The sequence below is a fragment of the Psychrobacter sp. NG27 genome, from assembly GCF_016106655.1.
GTDB lineage: Bacteria > Pseudomonadota > Gammaproteobacteria > Pseudomonadales > Moraxellaceae > Psychrobacter.
This window is the reverse complement of record NZ_JADGIN010000001.1, coordinates 582,504-601,251: the sequence shown is the minus strand read 5'-3', so window position 1 is coordinate 601,251 and position 18,748 is coordinate 582,504. Positions and strand designations below refer to the sequence as shown.

Sequence of the window (18,748 nt, the reverse complement as noted above, 5' to 3'; positions counted from 1 at the left end):
TTATCGATATAGGTCAATTAAATTAATCAAAATCAGCCTATTTCCTCTGTTTTACTAAACATAATTGCAGACTAATATGCTGTTGGCTATCGATATTCTGTCGACCTATGGGGTGCAGGGCGTTGACTCGCATGCGCTGCTTGTTATTTTCTAGTCGCTACGAAAATAATATGTTAAGTTATCACAACTGTTTCACGCATGATATAGCGAGATAAAATGTATTGTTATGGATAATAATGTAAAATATAATGCTTGCCATTTATCAGGTAGAGTACGCAGTAGTCGCTCTCAAGTCTGATAAAGCTCTAATAATAACTCTTAAAACCAAACATCAAATTTACAAGGAATGTGAATATGTTTAGTGCCATCACTAATGCGAGCGTACAGTTAGTCAACCGCTATCTACCATCCCCATTCGTGTTTTCAATCGTATTGACACTCATTGCATTTGCTGTAGGACTGGCAATTACTGGCCAAGATATGATTGCGATGGCAGGGCATTGGGGCAATGGACTGTGGTCACTGCATAGCTTTGCCATGCAAATGGCGTTGGTTTTAGTGACAGGCTATGCCTTTGCCAGCGCACCATTTATTCAACGCTTATTGGACAATCTGGCTAGTCGTGTTCACTCTCCTACGACCGCCATTATCGTATCAACCTTGGTGGGATTGGTTGGTTCATGGATAAACTGGGGTTTCGGTCTGATTATCGGGGCTATCTTTGCCAAAGCATTGGCAAAAAAAGTGGCCAACGTCGACTATCCGCTATTGGTCGCTGCTGCTTACTCAGGTTTCGTGATTTGGCATGGCGGTTTTTCAGGTTCGATACCACTGACACTTAGCTCTGGCGGTGAGACACTGTTGACGTTGTCAGGCAATACCATGACGGAAGCGGTGCCTCTGTCACAGACGGTATTTGCGGGTTATAACTTACTGCTAGTGGGTCTGCTTATTGTCATTTTGCCCCTCGTCAATCGCTTTATGCACCCAAAAAATCCTACCGTCATTGATCCTAAGCTCATCAAAGAAGAGGTCTACGTCGCACCTCAGAGAGACACGCCTGCACAAAAACTAGATGACAGCCGTATTATCGCTGTGATCTTGCTAGCATTGGCACTGATGTACTATATTAGCGAGTTTGGCACCAATGGATTTAATTTGGGGCTAAATATTGTCATTGGGTTATTCTTATTCATAGGTTTGCTATCGCATGGCACGTTAGAGCGTTATCATCGTGCCGTACATTCAGGTATCGGTGGCATCACAGGTATTGTGTTATTGTTCCCGTTCTATGGCGGTATTATGGGTATCATGACAGGTGCAAACGCTGATGGTATCTCTATCAGTACGCAGGTGACCGAATTTTTCGTCAATTCAGCTTCTGCAGATAGCTTCCCGATCTTTGCATTTTTGAGTGCAGGTTTGGTCAATGTCTTTGTACCATCAGGTGGTGGGCAGTTTGCCGTACAAGGTCCTGTTATGATTCCAGCTGGTATTGAACTGGGCGTCAATCCAGCCGTTACTGCAATGGCGATTGCATGGGGTGATGCGTGGACCAACATGATTCAGCCGTTTTGGGCCTTGCCATTACTAGGTATCGCAGGTTTAGATGCGCGAGCCATTATGGGATATTGCTTGATAGTACTGGCAGTATCGGGTGCCATTATCATGGGCGTTTTCTGGCTATTGGTATAGTCATTCCACTATAAAAATATTACTGCGTTAACCTCGCTTAAAGTATTTAATATACATCTACACTCGGTTGCCTTGTACTATTTTTAAATTGAATCGACTATATGGCGTTATAACGCTCAAAAGAAAAATAAGCATGATGAATTTTCACTGTTAGGTTTTATTAAAAGCAACAATCAAATGGATAATTGGGACACTTAATTCAGCATTAGTTTATGCACGGATTAAAAATATAAATAACAGTCATAGGAGACAAGCATGAGTCAATCAAAAGTATATAACAGTGCCGAAGAAGCGCTAAAAGGTGTCGTCAGTGATGGGCAAACGCTCGCGATAGGTGGCTTCGGTCTATGCGGTATTCCAGAAGCATTAATCGAAGCGCTGCGCGATAGCAAAGTCAAAGAGCTGACTTGTATCAGTAATAACGCTGGTGTCGATGACTTCGGTCTTGGTCTGTTGCTACAGACACGCCAAATCAAAAAAATGATTTCATCTTATGTGGGCGAAAACAAAGAGTTTGAGCGCCAGTATTTGGCAGGCGAGCTAGAGGTTGAGTTGACGCCACAAGGTACCTTGGCTGAAAAGCTGCGCTCAGGCGGTGCTGGTATTCCTGCATTTTATACCGCAACGGGCGTAGGTACGCTGGTTGCTGAAGGCAAAGAGACTCGTGATTTTGATGGTCGCACTTATGTGCTAGAGCATTCTTTACGCGCTGATGTCGCCTTAATCAAAGCGCAAAAGGCTGATAAAGCGGGCAATCTGATATTTAATAAAACGGCTCGTAACTTTAATCCAGATTGTGCGATGGCCGGTAAAATCACAATTGTTGAAGTCGAAGAAATCGTTGAGACAGGTACGTTTGATCCAGACGAAGTGCATCTGCCAGGTATTTTTGTTCAGCGTATTGTATTGAATGCTAGCCCTGAAAAACGTATTGAAAAGACCACGACTAAAGCTGTAGAAGGCGCGTAAATAAAAACGTGGTCGACGCTTAATCGTACGTGAAATCAACAGTTGATTTTAGATGGATAATAGTTTAGACAGCTAATTGATTCGATAACTGGCTGTCTAAATGAATAAAAATAGAATATCGCAAAAAATAAGGAAATCAGCATGGCATGGACAAGAGAGCAAATGGCGCAACGCGCTGCAAAAGAGCTACAAGATGGCTACTATGTGAACCTAGGCATCGGTCTCCCAACGTTGGTCGCCAACTACATTCCTGAAGGCGTGGACGTATGGCTACAATCAGAGAATGGCTTACTAGGGATTGGTGAGTTCCCTACAACAGAAAACGTTGATGCCGACTTGATTAACGCGGGCAAGCAAACAGTGACCGCAGAAGCTGGTGCTAGCTATTTTAGTAGCTCAGAGTCTTTCTCAATGATTCGTGGTGGTCATGTCAACTTGGCAATATTGGGTGCAATGGAAGTGTCAGAAAAAGGCGACCTTGCCAACTGGATGATTCCCAAAAAGATGGTTAAAGGCATGGGCGGCGCGATGGATTTGGTTGCAGGCGTGCAGCGTGTGATTGTATTGATGGAGCAGGTCAATAAGCATGGCGAACCAAAAATCTTGGCAAACTGTGAGCTACCATTGACAGGTAAAGGCGTGGTTGATCGTATCATCACCGAGCTTGCTGTATTAGATGTTACTGATAAGGGTCTGAAGCTGGTTGAATTAGCAGATGGCGTAAGCTTTGACGAACTACAAGAAAAAACACCAGTAAGTATTATTCAGTAAACTTTGTACAGTAAAGTGACTGTCGTAAGATTAATATGTTTTATCCCGCAAATAAATACGCCACTATAATCATAGTGGCGTATTTGTTCAGTTCAATTTTATAAAAACTAATAATATTTTAGACCATGATAAGGAATATGTATGGCGACCCAATTAGAACAAGATTTGACAGGCAAAGTAGCATTGGTCACTGGCTCTGCAAGTGGTATCGGACGTGACATCGCCGAGACTTATGCAAAAGCAGGGGCAGTGGTTGGTATTGCCGATATAAACCTTGAAGCAGCACAAAAAACCGTTGATGCGATTGAAGCTGCTGGTGGGCGTGCTCTGGCGATTGCCATGGATGTTACGTCAGAAGATGCGGTAAATGACGGTATACAGCAGCTAGTAGATACCTTTGGTGGTATTGATATTCTGGTCTCTAATGCTGGTATTCAGATCATTGACCCTATTGATAAAATGGCCTTCAGTGATTGGAAAAAAATGCTCAACATCCATTTGGACGGTGCATTTTTAACCACCAAAGCAGCGATTAAGCACATGTATAAAGGCGATAAAGGTGGCACAGTCATTTATATGGGTTCTGCTCATTCACATGAGGCCTCATTATATAAAGCCCCTTATGTGACCGCCAAGCACGGACTGCTAGGTTTGTGCCGTGTATTGGCCAAAGAAGGTGCAGAGCATAAGGTACGTTCGCATGTAATTTGTCCAGGCTTTGTTAAAACACCTTTGGTAGAAAAACAAATCCCAGAGCAAGCAGCTGAAAAGGGCATCAGTGAAGAGTCTGTCATTAACGATATCATGCTGGTTAACACGGTAGATAAAGAATTTACGACGGTAGAAGACATTGCCCAATTGGCGCTATTTTTAGCCGCTTTCCCAACCAATGTATTTACTGGACAATCTATCGTTGCCAGCCATGGTTGGTTTATGAATTAATATATATACAATTTGCATATACCACAACGTCAGACCTACTGGCGTTGTGGTTTTTTTATGAGTCCAATTCAGCTACACTGTCACGATAGAAGGTTTGGCAAATGTACTTATTAACGCTATCTGTTGCGAGGTATGCAATGAGACGGCTTGAGCAATTTGCCAGATCTACCCACTTGTATAGGCCATAATAGTAGCTATGTTTAACTTTATGAAGAAAAAAACCACAAAAATCGAAACGCCTCAGCAGCAGGCAGAGCGTGATAGTGCCGTCGACAAAGTCCTACTTGGATATGAAATAGGTGCTGTCAGTATTGCCACGATGGTTACAGGACTTGAGCGTGATGGCGAAGCACTTACCTTAGACCTACGTTTGCCAAAAGATAGCAATCCTGAAGTTATCCAGCAGGAGCTTGGACAGTTGCTACATCCACATGGCATCACTACGATTCATATGAATGTGCGTCTGCCTGCACCAGAAAAGGGTTCAGGTTCAAGCTTACCAAAGCAGATGCCAAAGACAACCAATGCGATGGAGTCTCAACCTTCATCTGGCGCTAATAACAATGCTAGTAGCACTAACGTTGAGCCACCGATTACAAAAGCGGCACCTACCCAAGCATCGTTGGCAGCGCATCCTCGTATCCGTCATATTATTGTCGTGGCATCAGGTAAGGGCGGTGTTGGTAAATCAACCACCACGGTCAATATCGCTTTAGCATTACAGAAGCTTGGCAATCGTGTTGGTGTGTTGGATGCCGATATCTATGGTCCTAGTATGCCAACGATGTTAGGCGTTGCTGATGTGAAGCCGCAACTAGAAAACGAGCAGTTCGTGCCAGTTGATGCGCACGGTATGGCAATGCTCTCTATCGGTAGTTTGCTCGATGGAGATAATACCCCTGTAGCATGGCGTGGACCAAAAGCCACGGGTGCATTAATGCAGCTATATAATCAAACCAACTGGCCGCAGCTAGACTATCTAGTGATTGATATGCCGCCAGGTACGGGTGATATACAGCTGACATTGGCGCAGCGTATTCCAGTCACGGGTGCTGTCATTGTCACGACACCGCAGCATGTTGCCTTGCTTGACGCGCAAAAAGGCGTTGAGATGTTCAATAAAACCAATATACCTGTGCTTGGGGTGGTTGAAAACATGGCGCTACACACCTGTAGCAACTGTAATCATACCGAAGCGATCTTTGGTACGGGTGGCGGTGAGTTTATCGCTGAGCAATATCAGGTACCACTATTGGGTCAGTTACCACTTGCCAGTGGCATTCGTGCACAAGTTGATAAAGGCGTGCCAAGCGTCTTAGCTGATGATGAGTTTGCACAATATTACCTAGATATTGCCAAAAATATCGAAACCAACATCAATAAATTCGCAAAGCCTGTCGACGATAAGCGGATTTTTTGATGATGGAGAAGTAGCCTAAGTTGGCGACTTTTAAAGTGAATGTATTGTCTAAAAAGAGGATATCTTGAACTTATCTATTTATCAAAGCCATTTAGACAATACTCCCAAGCAGTATAGAGTCTTACGATTATTTCGCCCACCGATATACATCATTGAAATCTCAAACAATCAGTTGATTGCCGTTTGCTACTATAAAGATGGCAGTAGCAAACGCTATCAGATTAATGCTGACTTTAGCAATCGCCGAATGGTAATTGCCGATTTTAACAAATTCACAAAGGCTCTCGCTGAGCTGTTAAAAAAGTTTCCAAGACACTTTTTATGGGTGAGTGCGCTTGCATCAATCAATGTTACAGAAACACTAGCAGATGGATTAACCAATATTGAAGTTAAGGTGATAACTGAAGCATTTTTTGTGGGTGCTGTACAGGCAAAAAGAAGAATTTTACATAGCACCGTAAGCTATCAAGGACAGATAGTACCTTTAGAAAAATTTGGCTAGGATGCCGATATCATGAATAAAAGCCACGACAAACTGTATACTGCCGCCAACTTAAAACTAGCAAATCTCGAATATCTTATCCAAAATGGTCAGCCTGTTTTTGGTGTTTTCTCCCAAGTCAAAAGTATCAACTACTTAGACTATTATAGTCATCTCATTTCACAAAAATCCTTACCTAACTGGCGTAAAGAATTAAAAGCCAACCAATTCTGCTTCATTCAGATACTCCAGCCCCCGTATCGAGTGTGCCTCGCGCTCGCAACGATTAAGCTTGCGACTAGTGCTTTCGTTTACATTTATAATGAAGATACTCAGCAGCTGGAAGTCTGTGAGGCGCTACAGCCTTTGACGCATCATACGCACTTATATGGTGATGGTTATCAAGGGCAGATGGCATTTACACATACAAAGCTCAGCGTCACCTTGGATTTTAGTCCTGCTCAGATGACTATTGCGCTCGACAGTCAGTATGTTGCAATAACGGCAGCGTTAGCACGAAGTGCACAACCGTTAGCCATATGTACGCCGACTGGTAGGCGTGGCTGGACGTTTACGCAAAAAGAGCCGTTGACCGCACTATCTGGGCATTTACTCATTAAAGCCAACTCAGCATTTAACACTCCTGATGCTCAACCTCAAAAAATAACTTTCACCGATGCTACTATTGCCAATATAGATTGGACGCTCGGCTATATGCGTCATGAGACCAATTGGTTTTGGAGCTGTATCACTAGTTATTTGTCAGATGGTCGACACTTTTTGCTCAATCTGTCTATGGGTGTCAATGAGACCGGAGCCAGTGAAAATGCTTGCTGGCTTGACGGGCAGATATTCTATTTACCACCCGTTATGTTTGCTCGTGAGGATTCAAATATTCGATCAAGTCAGCCAGACAGTCTTGAGCCAAGTATAGAAAGTATAGAAACTGACGCTAGCATCTCAAAGCCATGGCGTATCTATCATCAAAATCTTGGATGGAGCAATGTCGATATTGATTTGAGCTTCACACCGATTACCGTCTATAAAAAGACTGATAATTTTGGTGTGATAGCCAGTATTTTTGAGCAGTGGATAGGTTTTTATAGTGGTGAAATTCGAATAAGAGATGAAGTCATTAGGCTTGATAATGTCATGGGGCTCGCAGAAGATCATTTTGCCAAATGGTAGCTTCTAAGATATAACATGCGAGTAAATGAGATTATTGGTTGTATTCAGTTTTAAGTAGCCGCTCCCCTATAAATTCAGCCATCAATTCCGTATAATCGTCGCTATTAAATATTTGCTAAGGAACAACAATGTCTATTAAGTCTGACCGCTGGATTCGTAAAATGGCCGAAGAGCACGGCATGATTGAACCGTACGAGCCAGGTCAAGTGCGCTTTAATGATGCAGGAGAGCGTTTGGTTAGCTACGGCACCTCAAGCTACGGTTATGATGTGCGCTGTGCTCCTGAGTTTAAAGTTTTTACCAACGTACATTCAGTGGTCGTTGATCCTAAAAACTTCGATGATAAAAGCTTTATCGATATCGTTGGTGATGAGTGTATCATTCCACCGAACTCGTTTGCTTTAGCACGTACTATGGAATATTTCCGTATTCCGCGTGATGTATTGACTATTTGCCTAGGTAAATCAACGTATGCGCGTTGCGGTATCATCGTCAACGTAACGCCGCTTGAGCCTGAGTGGGAAGGGCACGTTACTTTAGAGTTTAGTAATACCACCAATCTGCCAGCCCGTATCTATGCTGGCGAAGGCGTGGCACAAATGCTGTTCTTCCAAAGCGATGCTGATGATGTCTGTGAGACCAGCTACAAAGACCGCGGTGGCAAATACCAAGGTCAGCGCGGTGTGACATTACCGCGGACATAATGGTACTAAAGATATAAGTACTGAGTAATGAATAAAAAAGCCCGTCATAATGATATGACGGGCTTTTTTATGGTATCAAGTTGGGTGTTCTATCTTGGATGATCAACTATTTTAAAACTTTTAGACCCGCTTTATTGTCACGCTTTGGCTTAGGCGCTGCGGCAGTAGACTTGTTAGACATAGGAGCTGACTCGTCTGCTGGCTCATAGTTGTCGTACTCGTTAGGGTCGAAAAACATGCCCTGTTGGTTTTCTTTAGCATAAATGCCTAAGACAGCAGTGATTGGTACCCAAATCTCTTGTGAGACACCGCCAAAGCGCGCACTGAAGTTAATATAGTCATTGCCCATACTCATATTACCAGTGGCACGACTAGCAATATTCAGTACGATACGACCGTCTTGCACGTGTTCAGTCGGTATCTGCACGTTATCAGCAGTCGCATCCACCATTAGATATGGCGTTAGTTCATTGTCTTCTATCCATTCATAGAGCGCACGCACCATGTATGGACGGGTTGGGGTAATAGAGGTGGTTTCGCTCATCTGATGATTTCCTATACTAATGATTTTTAATGATTAGAAGTTATTTTATTTAGCGATTTAAAACATAGTAAATGCAAACTGGCTATTGTCTTATTTATAATTATTCTAGGGTTAGTATTTATTCTAAGACAGCTTTTTGTATTTGTCTAATCAACGAACACTTTTTTTGAAGCTGGCGCGTTCAAACACTCTCGTCTGGTATTCAGACAATGGACGACTGATTGCGCGTGGTAGCTCAATCCCCATTTCATCTAATCGCCATAGCAGTGGCGCTAAAAGAACATCACACCAGCCAAATTCATCCGCCATAAAATACGGCTTGTGAGCAAATAGCGGAGATAAAGTGATTAATGAATCGCTCAGTTGTTTTTTGGCCAACGCTGCCTGTGCCTTGTTAAAACTATCTGGATGCATGAGTAGGCGCTTACCGAGGACCAGCCAGTCCCGTTGAATGCGCCAAGCCAGTTGACGAAACTGTGCACGTTCCTGTGGTGTCTCAGGGAGCAATTTATTAGTATGGTAGCGCTCTTCAAGATATTCAAAAATGACGTTAATTTCATACAGCGCAATCTCGCGCTGCTGTAACACAGGCAAGGTATGATAAGGGTTTAATTCGGTCAGATCTTCAGGACGCTCAGAGTGCAAACGTGACAAATAATAATCAAGCTTTTTTTCTTCAAGCAACAGGCGTACCACATGACTGTCGTAACCGTCATCAGCGTACAAAATCAGCTGACTACTTGGAATATCGTTTGCGTCAATCATGAAAACCTAATGTTAAGAGTGAAGGCTGTCATCGTAAACAAAGTCGTACACTTTATCAAGGCAACGTACGTAAACATTGCCACTGAGCCGCCTGTTTTCAGCTTATTTAGTAAATATAACTGATACAAGGACATACAAAAAGGCACTACCGAAGTAGTGCCTTTTTTATTTCTAAAACTATCTGCTAACTGCTACTTATTTAACATCTTTCCAAAACTCTTTGTTTAATAAGTAAACAGGGATGAGCAGTACCAATAAGAATAAAATGACGAAGAAACCAATTACTTGACGATCGTGACGAGCAGGTTCACCCATCCACGCCATAAAGTTAACCAAGTCACCAACCTCAGATTCAAACTCTTCTTGGCTCAACTCTTCTTGCATGTTATGCAATACATGAGGCATTGCAGCGTTTGCTAGTACTAAGTTGTTGGCACCCCAAGGACGGCTTGGATCTTCATAGAATGACAACAGGTAAGTATATACCCAGTCATCGCCGCGCAGACGTGTCTCAAGTGACAAGTCAGGAGGCGCTGCACCAAACCAAGACGCTTGAACCTCAGGATCGATCTCAGCGTTGATATGATCACCGATTTGATCGGTGGTGACCATTAGATACTTTTCAACCAACTCAGGCGGTATCTCTAAATCTTTGGCGATACGCGAGTGACGAACGTACTTGGCTGAGTGACACCCAGCACAGTAGTTCATGAAAGTTTTCGCGCCGTTTTGTAGCGAGCCCTTATTGGTAAAATCAATAGGGGCAGTGCTACAAGCCAAATGCTCTTCAACACCTTCAGCATTGGTAAATGTACCACAGCCATGACCGCCAGCTGCAAATGCCGTACCAGCCGTCAAGGTCAATGCTGCGCCTAAGCCTAGACCTGCTAGGGATTTAATTAGCGTGCTCATCAGTGACCTCCGGTAACGCGTTCTGGTGGCTGTTTACACTTCTCAATGGCAGTGTAGAACGGCATCAGTAAGAAGAACAAGAAATATAGAATCGTGAACACACGCGCCATGATAGTTGCTGTCGGCGTCGTTGGCGTTGCACCCAAGTAACCTAGTACGACAAAGCTGATAGCGAACACAGTCAATGCAATCTTAGACAAGATGCCTTTATAACGTATAGAACGTACAGGCGATCTATCAAGCCATGGGATCAAGAACAATACAGCAATAGCAGCACCCATCGCGACAACACCACCAAGCTTATCAGGAACCGCACGTAAGATGGCGTAGAACGGTGTGTAGTACCATACTGGTGCAATATGCGCTGGTGTTTTCAGTGAGTTCGCTGTCTCAAAGTTTGGTGGCTCAAGGAAGAAACCGCCGCCTTCTGGGAAGAAGAATACCACGGCAAAGAAACAGATAAAGAATACAACTATACCAACCATGTCATGCACAGTGTAGTACGGATGGAATTCAATACCATCTAATGGCACGCCATTTTTGTCTTTTAGCTTCTTGATATCGATACCATCAGGGTTGTTCGAACCCACATGATGCAGTGCCACGATATGCATGAATACTAAGCCCACCAGTACGAGCGGAATAGCAACCACATGCAGAGCAAAGAAGCGGTTTAGCGTGATACCTGAGATAATATAATCACCACGTACCCATTCAGCCAGACCGTCACCAATGACTGGTAACGCTGCAGGTAAGTTCAAGATAACCTGAGCACCCCAAAACGACATGTTGCCCCAAGGTAGGAGGTATCCGAAGAAACCTTCTGCCATCAGCGCTAGGTAGATACCCATACCAATGAGCCAAATAAGCTCACGCGGTTTTTGATATGAGCCATATAGCAATGCGCGGAACATATGCAGATATACCACAACGAAAAACGCAGAGGCGCCGGTCGAGTGCATATATCGGATGAGCCAACCGCCTTTTACATCACGCATGATGTATTCAACAGAGGCAAATGCCCCTTCAGCGCTTGGGTTGTACATCATTGTCAGCCATATACCAGTCACCAATTGGTTGACCAATACAATCATTGACAGCACACCAAAGAAGTACCAAAAGTTAAAGTTTTTTGGTGCATAGTACTTTGACATATGGTATTCATAGGTTTCAGTCGCTGGAAAACGCGCGTCCACCCAGTGCATTAACTTTTTGCCAATACTCATATTAAGCCTCCCCAACGGTCAAGATGGTACCATCCATACCATAGTCTGGGACGGGTAAGTTAAGTGGTGCAGGGACGCCGCTATAGACGCGACCTGCTAGGTCATATTTTGACCCATGACACGGGCAGAAAAATCCGCCGTACCAGTCGTTACCACCCAAATCAACCGCGCCCACATCAGGACGGTAGTTTGGTGCACAGCCCAAATGCGTACAAACGCCTTCAACTACCAATACGGTAGGATCTAAAGAGCGCGTAGGATTTTTGCAATATTCAGGCTGTAGAGATGCATCCGACTCAGGATCAGACAGTAAAGGTTTGACTGACTCAAGTCCTGCAACCATGTCTTCTGTGCGTTTGACGACATAAATAGGTTTGCCACGGTATTTGACAACGATCATTTGTCCATCTTCGATAGAACCAATATCTTGGGTTACTGCAGCCCCTGCAGCCTCAGCTTTAGCGCTTGGGTACCAAGAACGGACAAAAGGTGTCGCCACGGCAGCTACACCAGCTGCCCCGATTGCGGCAGTTGAGGCAATAAGAACTCTACGGCGTTGTACATTAACGCCTTCGGCTTGGCTCATTAATACTTCCTCCAGGTGAATGAAATGGGATTATCCCACACTGGGTTTGTGGCTTAGAAAATATACAATATCAAGCCACTTTGGCTGTGCCTAATTTTGCTAATTGTTGCTATTCTAAGCTATTTCGGTGATAAAATAAATTATTGCGTTAAAAATAAAGCAACCTTGATAGGACATATTATAAGGTTGAATAGGGCAATCAAGCCAAAAGAGCTAGATTATCAGTGTTTAACGGCAGTTTTGTTTTAACAAGGATTGTAAGCGTGATGACCTTAAAATTAATAAGGGTTTTTAGCAATAGCGAATGATACTTGAAATTAAGGTAATGTTCACTAACTTTCACTATCTAATCACTATGTAAGCAGCTGTAAAACAAATATCACCACTTTATACAATAAAGTGGTGATATTTTCATAATAAGCAATGGCGTTTTTATCTGGCTATCAGGCACTTGCTTACTGAAATGCATACTAAAAAATGCGTATGCTATTCTCAATGAACTTAGCTCGCGAATCGCTAATATAATGTTAGCTTTCTAAAACTAGCCTTCTAAAACGCTCCAACGTTCAAGCTTAGTCATCATTTCATCTTCAATCGTTAGCAGACGTTCGCTCGCGGCAGTGGCTGCAGTGATGTCAGTCGTGAACCATGAGCCATCAGCCAGTTTCTCTTGTAGTTGGGCTTGTTCTGCTTCTAGTGCAGCGATTTCTTTTGGCAAATTGTCCAGTTCGCGCTGCTCATTGAAGTTAAGCTTTTTGGCGGTTTTGCTGGACTTTGCTGCAGTTGGTTTACTGGCTACTTTACTTGCTGCATTATTGGCTGGTGCTCTAGCAGCGTGTGCAGCTTCCTCACGGGTTTTTTGTACCAGATACTCTTGATAACCGCCAACGTATTCGCTAACCGTGCCTTTGCCATCTTCATCTTCGCCGAACACCCATGTTGAGGTGACGACATTGTCCATAAATGAGCGATCATGACTGATGAGCAAAATCGTACCACCAAAGCTGGCGACTGATTCTTCTAGTAGCTCAAGGGTTGCCATATCCAAGTCGTTGGTAGGCTCATCGAGTACGAGGATGTTGGCAGGTTTCAATAACTGCTTGGCAAGTAGGACGCGGTTACGCTCACCACCTGACAGTGCTTTGACTGGAGTACGCGCACGCTCTGGGGCAAATAAGAAATCTTGTAGATAGCTCATGATGTGCGTCTTACGACCACCCACTTCTACAAAGTCTGAGCCTTCTGAGACGTTTTGTGCCACGCTCGCTTCAAGATCTAACTGATCACGTAGCTGGTCGAAGAAAGCAATTTTTAGGTTAGTCCCTAATTCGACGTTACCAGACTTGGTGACTTCGTCATCAGACATGTCGAGTAGGGCTTTAATAAGGGTGGTTTTACCCGCACCGTTGGGTCCGACAATACCGATTTTATCGCCGCGCATGATAGTGGTTGTAAAGTTATCAACCAATACGTTGCCGTCATACTCAAGATGTAGGTTTTTGACTTTACAGACAAGCTTACCGCTTTTTTCGCCTTGACCCATGGTGATATTAACGTTACCGACTTGCTCACGGCGGTCACTACGCTCTTCACGCAGTGCTTTTAGCTCACGAACGCGGCCTTCGTTACGGGTACGACGGGCTTTGATACCTTGGCGAATCCAAACTTCTTCTTGTGCCAATTTTTTATCAAAGTTGGCGTTGTTCTTTTCTTCAGCGAGTAACTGTAGCTCTTTTAACTCTTGGTAGCGTGCATAGCCACCTTCGCCTTGAGTCACGTCATAGCTGGTCAATTGACCACGATCCAGCTCAATGATGCGCGTCGATAGTTTGTTAACGAACGCTCTATCATGGGTCACGAACAGTAGGGTCAGACCTTGCCAATCTAATAAGAAGCGCTCTAACCACTCAATACTATCAACGTCCAAATGGTTGGTTGGTTCATCGAGTAGTAGTACATCAGGCTTGGTAACCAATGAGCGCGCTAATAGTACACGGCGCTTACGACCACCAGATAGTGAAGACAAGTCATCGTCTGGATTAAGCCCCATGGTTTTGATCAGACGGGTGGCTTCGCGCTCTAAGTCCCAACCATGTACGGCATCGATATCATGCTGCAAATCGGCCATACGCTCGCAAGCATCCATGTCGCCATTGGCGCATAAATCGGTTTGGGCGTTATAATTGATTAGCAGATCAGCGGTGCGGCGGCTACCACCCATGACGATGTCTAGAATACGTCCACTTGTCTCAGGAACGTCTTGCTCTAGCATCGCAACACTTACGCTACTATTAATAATGACTTCGCCGCTATCAGGCTGTAAGGTGCCGTTAATCAGTTTAAACAAGGTTGATTTGCCTTCGCCATTACGGCCAATCAGACAAACGCGTTCGCCAGCTTCAATCGCAAAATCAATGCCATCAAGAACAGGAGCCACGCCAAAGGCTAGGTGGATATCTTTTAAATGTATCAGTGCCATAGAGTATCTTAAGCTTATATAATAGTGAGGTAAGGGTTGTTGCAAAATTGCCAGCAGTATAACATGCCACCACGAGACTGTAGTGCGAGTAAATGGTTTTATCAGTACTATTTATCGCTTTTATCATTTGCGACTACTGTCTAATTATTATCACAATTTTTTAGCGACTGTCTGGCACTGACCATTCGACTTTCATCGCTCTCATGAGCGAGTATGCTTATTGTCTACCTATTATAATTAAGAGAAGAATATGAACCAATCCAGCGATATAAATGAGACTGCTATGAGCCAAGTTGATCTGCAAGCACAGCTCATCGACTTACAAACTAACTTCTCACATCTTGAGATGACAGTAGAGCGTCTTGATGAGGTGATCGCACGTCAGGATAGAGATCTGCAAACACTACAGCGTCAACTACAGCTGATATACAAGCAAGTTGAAAATCAAGACACGGATAGTGGTATCGCTCCATTTGATGTGATGGCAGACAGACCACCACATTATTAAAAAATAGAGAAATCTATCCAGTGATGGGCTGGCTACTGCGCAGTAATATATTCATATTTAAACATAAAGATACTGTCTAGTCATAAGGCAGATATAATGTATTTTTATAGTTGTTTTCATGTTAAAAAATCTTTAATATCTTCCACCTAGGATGCTGCTCATTACTAAAAATAGTGTCGAGCAGTAAAACAATGCGGATGTTTGGAGATATACAATGCGGGCCACCTTTCACTTAAAAACTCTTACAGTTGCTGTTGCAGCGCTTTCTGTTGCTAGCATGGCTAACGCTGCCGGTCTTGATCGTTCAGGCCAAGATGTCACCGCATTTTTACAAGACGGCACTTATGCTGAAGCGGTCTATACTTATATTGATGCTGACGTCACAGGTAAAGACACTTCAGGTAATAAGATAGGCGACATTGCAGAATCATATGACTTCTTTCGCTATGGCGTAAAAGCAGACGTTAATGATACATTTAGTGTTGGTATCTTATATGACGAACCGTTTGGTGCAGCAGCTGACTATACTGGCACCAACAATTTTGTAGGTGCGCCCACTGATGCAGTCAATAATATTATTGCTTCAAGTTTAACTGGCACAGGTGTTACTGATATTCAAGGGTTGAAAGCTTTGGTTGAAGGAACTCAAACCCAACTAAGTGCTGCTGAAAACCGTTTAGATGCAGCGAGAGCACAGGTTGGACAAGCTCAAGCAGCTGTTAGCCAAAACCCAGCGCTTGAATCAGTGCTTCGTCCGCAGATCGAAGCTGGTTTAGCGGGTATTGCTGCTGGTGAGACGCAGTTAGCTGCAGGTCAAGCACAGTTGAATCAACTTGAGCGGTTAGAAGGCTTTGCAGATGAACGTCTTGCTAATGACGAAAGCACCAATGTTGAAGTTCGTACAGAGAGCTTAACGGGTATTTTGGGCGCTAAGTTTGGTACAAATAAAGAGTTCCAAGTCTATGGTGGTCCGGTTGTTCAGCGTGTAAAAGCTGATATTAAGCTACGCGGTAGTGCTTATGGCGCTGCGACTGGTTATACCGCTCATCTTAGCCCAGATCAAGATTATGGTTATCTAGCGGGTATCTCTTATAGCAAGCCTGAAATTGCTTTAAAGGCTGCTCTGACATATCGTTCAGAAATTGATCACAGCATGAATATCGACGAAAACTATCCAGTGGTCGCTGCTTTAGGCGGAGATGCAACTCAAGGCGGCACAATAGATATCACCACACCTGAGTCAGTTAACTTTGACTTCCAAACAGGTATCAATCCAACGACATTAGCGACGGCAAAAGTACGCTGGGTACCATGGAGTGATTTCTCAATTGTACCGCCGCTTTATAACGAAGTGAGTAAGCGAGCAACTCTTGATGACAAAGGATTGTCATTGGTCAGCTACGACGATGACCAATGGGTAGTTGAACTAGGTCTTGCGAAACGTCTGACGCCTGCGTTAGCGGTCAGTGGTAACGTTGGTTGGGATAGTGGTGCAGGTAATCCAGTTACCTCTTTAGGTCCTATCGAAGGCTATTACAGTGCAGGATTGGGTGCCAAATATAATGTCACTGAGAACTGGGCAATCTCAGCCGGTGGTAAGTACCTATGGTTTGGTGATGCTGAAGGTCAAATCCCAACGAAAACGATTGTTAGTGACTTCGAAAGCAATGATGGTTATGTTGTTGGCGTAAAGGTTTCTTACCAAGCTCAGTAAACTATAATTAACTATATGATGTTTGTTATTTAATAACGAAAAAAGCGATCCTTTATGGGTCGCTTTTTTATGATCTGATTTTTGCAAAATAATACTTAAGCGTGTGAGTTAGCGTGCCATTGTGTGTAGAGATGACATCTGTCTGTTCAAAACATAACTGCATGAGTTTCAAATATTACTATTATTGAACGTCTAACATCTTATTTGTACTGTTCAGTCATATTTGGGAAATAAAGCACTTTAATTGTTGTTTTAGTGTCAAAAAGGCATTAGTATTCAACTTAGGACAAGACTTTGATAATTCAAATGTTGAGCAGAGTAACGCTAACTATTGGATATTAAAGTAATAATACAACAAGGACCGTTGGAGATACACAATGCGCACTACCTTTCATTTGAAAACCCTTGCAGTAGCGATCGCTACTCTTTCTGTTGCTAGCGTGGCTAGCGCTGCTGGTCTGGATCGCTCAGGCCAAGACGTCACTGCTTTCTTCCAAGACGGTACCTACGCAGAAGCTGTCTATACGTATATCGATGCCGATGTAAGTGGCTACGATAGCGCTAACGGTAACCCTTCTAGTAATACCTATGTTAAGGGAGACTCTACTGGTGATATCGCTGAATCTTATGACTTTTTCCGTTATGGCGTAAAAGCAGATATTAACGATACTTTTAGTGTTGGTATCTTATACGACGAGCCTTTTGGCGCTGCTGCTGGATACACTCAAAGCAACTTTGTATCGGAAGGAGATCTTGACGCTTCCATTTCTTCTATTACTAACGGCGCCGCTCCGAGCCTAGCAGCAGCACAGGCTGGAATTGGTGCACTGGCTGCAGGAGAAACAGCTGGTGTGTTAACCACAGCACAGCAAGCTCAGTTGGATGGGTTACGTGGAGCAGTGGCAGTAGCAACAGCCGAAGCAAGTACCGCAGGTGAAGAAACCAATGTAGAGGTTCGTAGCCAAAGCCTAACGGGTATTCTTGGTATGAAGTTCGGCGCCAACAAAAACTTCCAGATTTATGGTGGTCCAGTCGCGCAGCGTATTCAAGCGGATACTAAGTTACGTGGCCTAGCTTATGGTCCTGCTACTGGTTATACCTCAACCAGTAACCCTGATATGGATTATGGTTATATCGCTGGTGTTGCATACTACAAGCCTGAAATTGCGTTAAAAGCAGCGTTGACTTATCGTTCTGAGATTGATCATGACACACAAATATCTGAATATTATCCGTTAGTAGCTATTAGAGCTGCATCAGTAGGAGCTACGCCAGAACAAGCAGCGGCAGCAGCGAATAGAAACAGCAAGTACGAAATTAGTACGCCTAAATCAGTTAACTTTGATTTCCAGACTGGTATTAATCCAACGACGCTAGCCACGGCAAAAGTACGCTGGGTACCATGGAGCGATTTTGTCATCACGCCACCATTGTATAATGCTACTAGTAAACTTAATCCTTTATACGCAGATGACGGACTAAATTTGGTCGAGTATGATGATGACCAATGGCAGGTGGAGCTAGGCTTAGCGAAACGTGTGGCACCAGCACTTGCTATTAGTGGTACGGTTGGTTGGGACAGTGGCGCTGGTAATCCAACGACCTCACTAGGTCCAGTCGAAGGCTATTATAGTGTCGGTCTAGGTGCTAAATACAACGTGACTGAGAACTGGGCAGTATCTGCCGGCGGCAAATACTTGTGGTTCGGTGATGCTCAAGGTGCGCTACCAACAGACAAAATCGTTGCTGATTTTGAAGACAATGACGGCTTTATCGCTGGTGTGAAGCTATCTTATCAAGCGAGATAATTTGACTTTATAATAGCAACCTAACAAAGAGCGACC

General features: G+C 43.8%; 17 protein-coding genes. 11 read left to right on the top strand and 6 right to left on the bottom strand.

The genetic code is table 11. The features are described from left to right. Positions 1–354: 354 nt before the first annotated feature. The 8 genes from IP485_RS02400 (at position 355) to dcd (ending at position 8,170) form a co-directional block, all read left to right on the top strand. Positions 355–1,695 (top strand): short-chain fatty acid transporter, encoded by a 1,341-nt coding sequence (locus IP485_RS02400; RefSeq protein WP_198325832.1) that lies wholly within the window; start codon positions 355–357, stop codon positions 1,693–1,695. A gap of 255 nt (positions 1,696–1,950) precedes the next feature. Continuing rightward, positions 1,951–2,664 carry a CoA transferase subunit A gene (locus tag IP485_RS02395; protein WP_057759287.1) on the top strand — a complete coding sequence of 238 codons (714 nt, stop codon included), beginning with the start codon at positions 1,951–1,953 and terminating at the stop codon, positions 2,662–2,664. Between the two features lie 141 nt (positions 2,665–2,805). After that, complete coding sequence (locus IP485_RS02390) at positions 2,806–3,435, top strand: 3-oxoacid CoA-transferase subunit B (RefSeq protein ID WP_114700885.1); 630 nt, start codon at positions 2,806–2,808, stop codon at positions 3,433–3,435. 141 nt (positions 3,436–3,576) lie between these two features. Beyond that, positions 3,577–4,377, top strand: a complete 801-nt coding sequence (locus tag IP485_RS02385; protein ID WP_198325831.1) for a 3-hydroxybutyrate dehydrogenase — start codon at positions 3,577–3,579, stop codon at positions 4,375–4,377. A 196-nt stretch (positions 4,378–4,573) separates the two neighbouring features. Beyond that, positions 4,574–5,797 (top strand): iron-sulfur cluster carrier protein ApbC, encoded by a 1,224-nt coding sequence (gene apbC / locus IP485_RS02380; protein ID WP_198325830.1) that lies wholly within the window; start codon positions 4,574–4,576, stop codon positions 5,795–5,797. Positions 5,798–5,861: 64 nt separating this feature from the next. Beyond that, a complete protein-coding gene (locus tag IP485_RS02375; RefSeq protein WP_198325829.1) occupies positions 5,862–6,299 on the top strand; it encodes a hypothetical protein in 438 nt (145 codons plus the stop codon). Positions 6,300–6,311: 12 nt separating this feature from the next. Continuing rightward, positions 6,312–7,466 carry a DUF2804 domain-containing protein gene (locus tag IP485_RS02370; protein ID WP_198325828.1) on the top strand — a complete coding sequence of 385 codons (1,155 nt, stop codon included), beginning with the start codon at positions 6,312–6,314 and terminating at the stop codon, positions 7,464–7,466. A 128-nt stretch (positions 7,467–7,594) separates the two neighbouring features. Further along, the gene (gene dcd / locus IP485_RS02365) at positions 7,595–8,170 is read left to right on the top strand and encodes a dCTP deaminase (RefSeq protein WP_058024138.1); all 576 of its coding nucleotides are present in this window, start codon (positions 7,595–7,597) and stop codon (positions 8,168–8,170) included. 106 nt (positions 8,171–8,276) lie between these two features. On the opposite strand, the gene IP485_RS02360 is transcribed toward dcd, so the two are convergent. The 6 genes from IP485_RS02360 to IP485_RS02335 form a co-directional block, all read right to left on the bottom strand. Continuing rightward, a complete protein-coding gene (locus tag IP485_RS02360) occupies positions 8,277–8,714 on the bottom strand; it encodes a ClpXP protease specificity-enhancing factor (protein ID WP_198325827.1) in 438 nt (145 codons plus the stop codon). Between the two features lie 150 nt (positions 8,715–8,864). Further along, positions 8,865–9,479, bottom strand: a complete 615-nt coding sequence (locus tag IP485_RS02355) for a glutathione S-transferase N-terminal domain-containing protein (RefSeq protein ID WP_198325826.1) — start codon at positions 9,477–9,479, stop codon at positions 8,865–8,867. A gap of 195 nt (positions 9,480–9,674) precedes the next feature. Continuing rightward, positions 9,675–10,391, bottom strand: coding sequence for a cytochrome c1 (locus IP485_RS02350; RefSeq protein ID WP_197175503.1), 717 nt, complete (start codon positions 10,389–10,391; stop codon positions 9,675–9,677). Beyond that, a complete protein-coding gene (locus IP485_RS02345) occupies positions 10,391–11,596 on the bottom strand; it encodes a cytochrome b (protein ID WP_194363251.1) in 1,206 nt (401 codons plus the stop codon). The genes IP485_RS02350 and IP485_RS02345 overlap by 1 nt, the downstream gene beginning before the upstream one ends. Before the next feature lie 22 nt (positions 11,597–11,618). Continuing rightward, positions 11,619–12,203 (bottom strand): ubiquinol-cytochrome c reductase iron-sulfur subunit, encoded by a 585-nt coding sequence (gene petA, locus IP485_RS02340; protein WP_194362976.1) that lies wholly within the window; start codon positions 12,201–12,203, stop codon positions 11,619–11,621. A gap of 541 nt (positions 12,204–12,744) precedes the next feature. Then, positions 12,745–14,682: an ATP-binding cassette domain-containing protein gene (locus IP485_RS02335; RefSeq protein ID WP_198325825.1), complete on the bottom strand. Its 1,938-nt coding sequence runs from the start codon at positions 14,680–14,682 to the stop codon at positions 12,745–12,747. Positions 14,683–14,932: 250 nt separating this feature from the next. On the opposite strand from IP485_RS02335, the gene IP485_RS02330 reads away from it, so the two are divergent. The 3 genes from IP485_RS02330 (at position 14,933) to IP485_RS02320 (ending at position 18,712) form a co-directional block, all read left to right on the top strand. Then, positions 14,933–15,190 carry a SlyX family protein gene (locus IP485_RS02330; protein WP_198325824.1) on the top strand — a complete coding sequence of 86 codons (258 nt, stop codon included), beginning with the start codon at positions 14,933–14,935 and terminating at the stop codon, positions 15,188–15,190. A gap of 214 nt (positions 15,191–15,404) precedes the next feature. Beyond that, positions 15,405–16,904 (top strand): outer membrane protein transport protein, encoded by a 1,500-nt coding sequence (locus IP485_RS02325; protein WP_198325823.1) that lies wholly within the window; start codon positions 15,405–15,407, stop codon positions 16,902–16,904. A gap of 377 nt (positions 16,905–17,281) precedes the next feature. Beyond that, a complete protein-coding gene (locus IP485_RS02320) occupies positions 17,282–18,712 on the top strand; it encodes an outer membrane protein transport protein (RefSeq protein WP_198325822.1) in 1,431 nt (476 codons plus the stop codon). Positions 18,713–18,748: the final 36 nt, after the last annotated feature.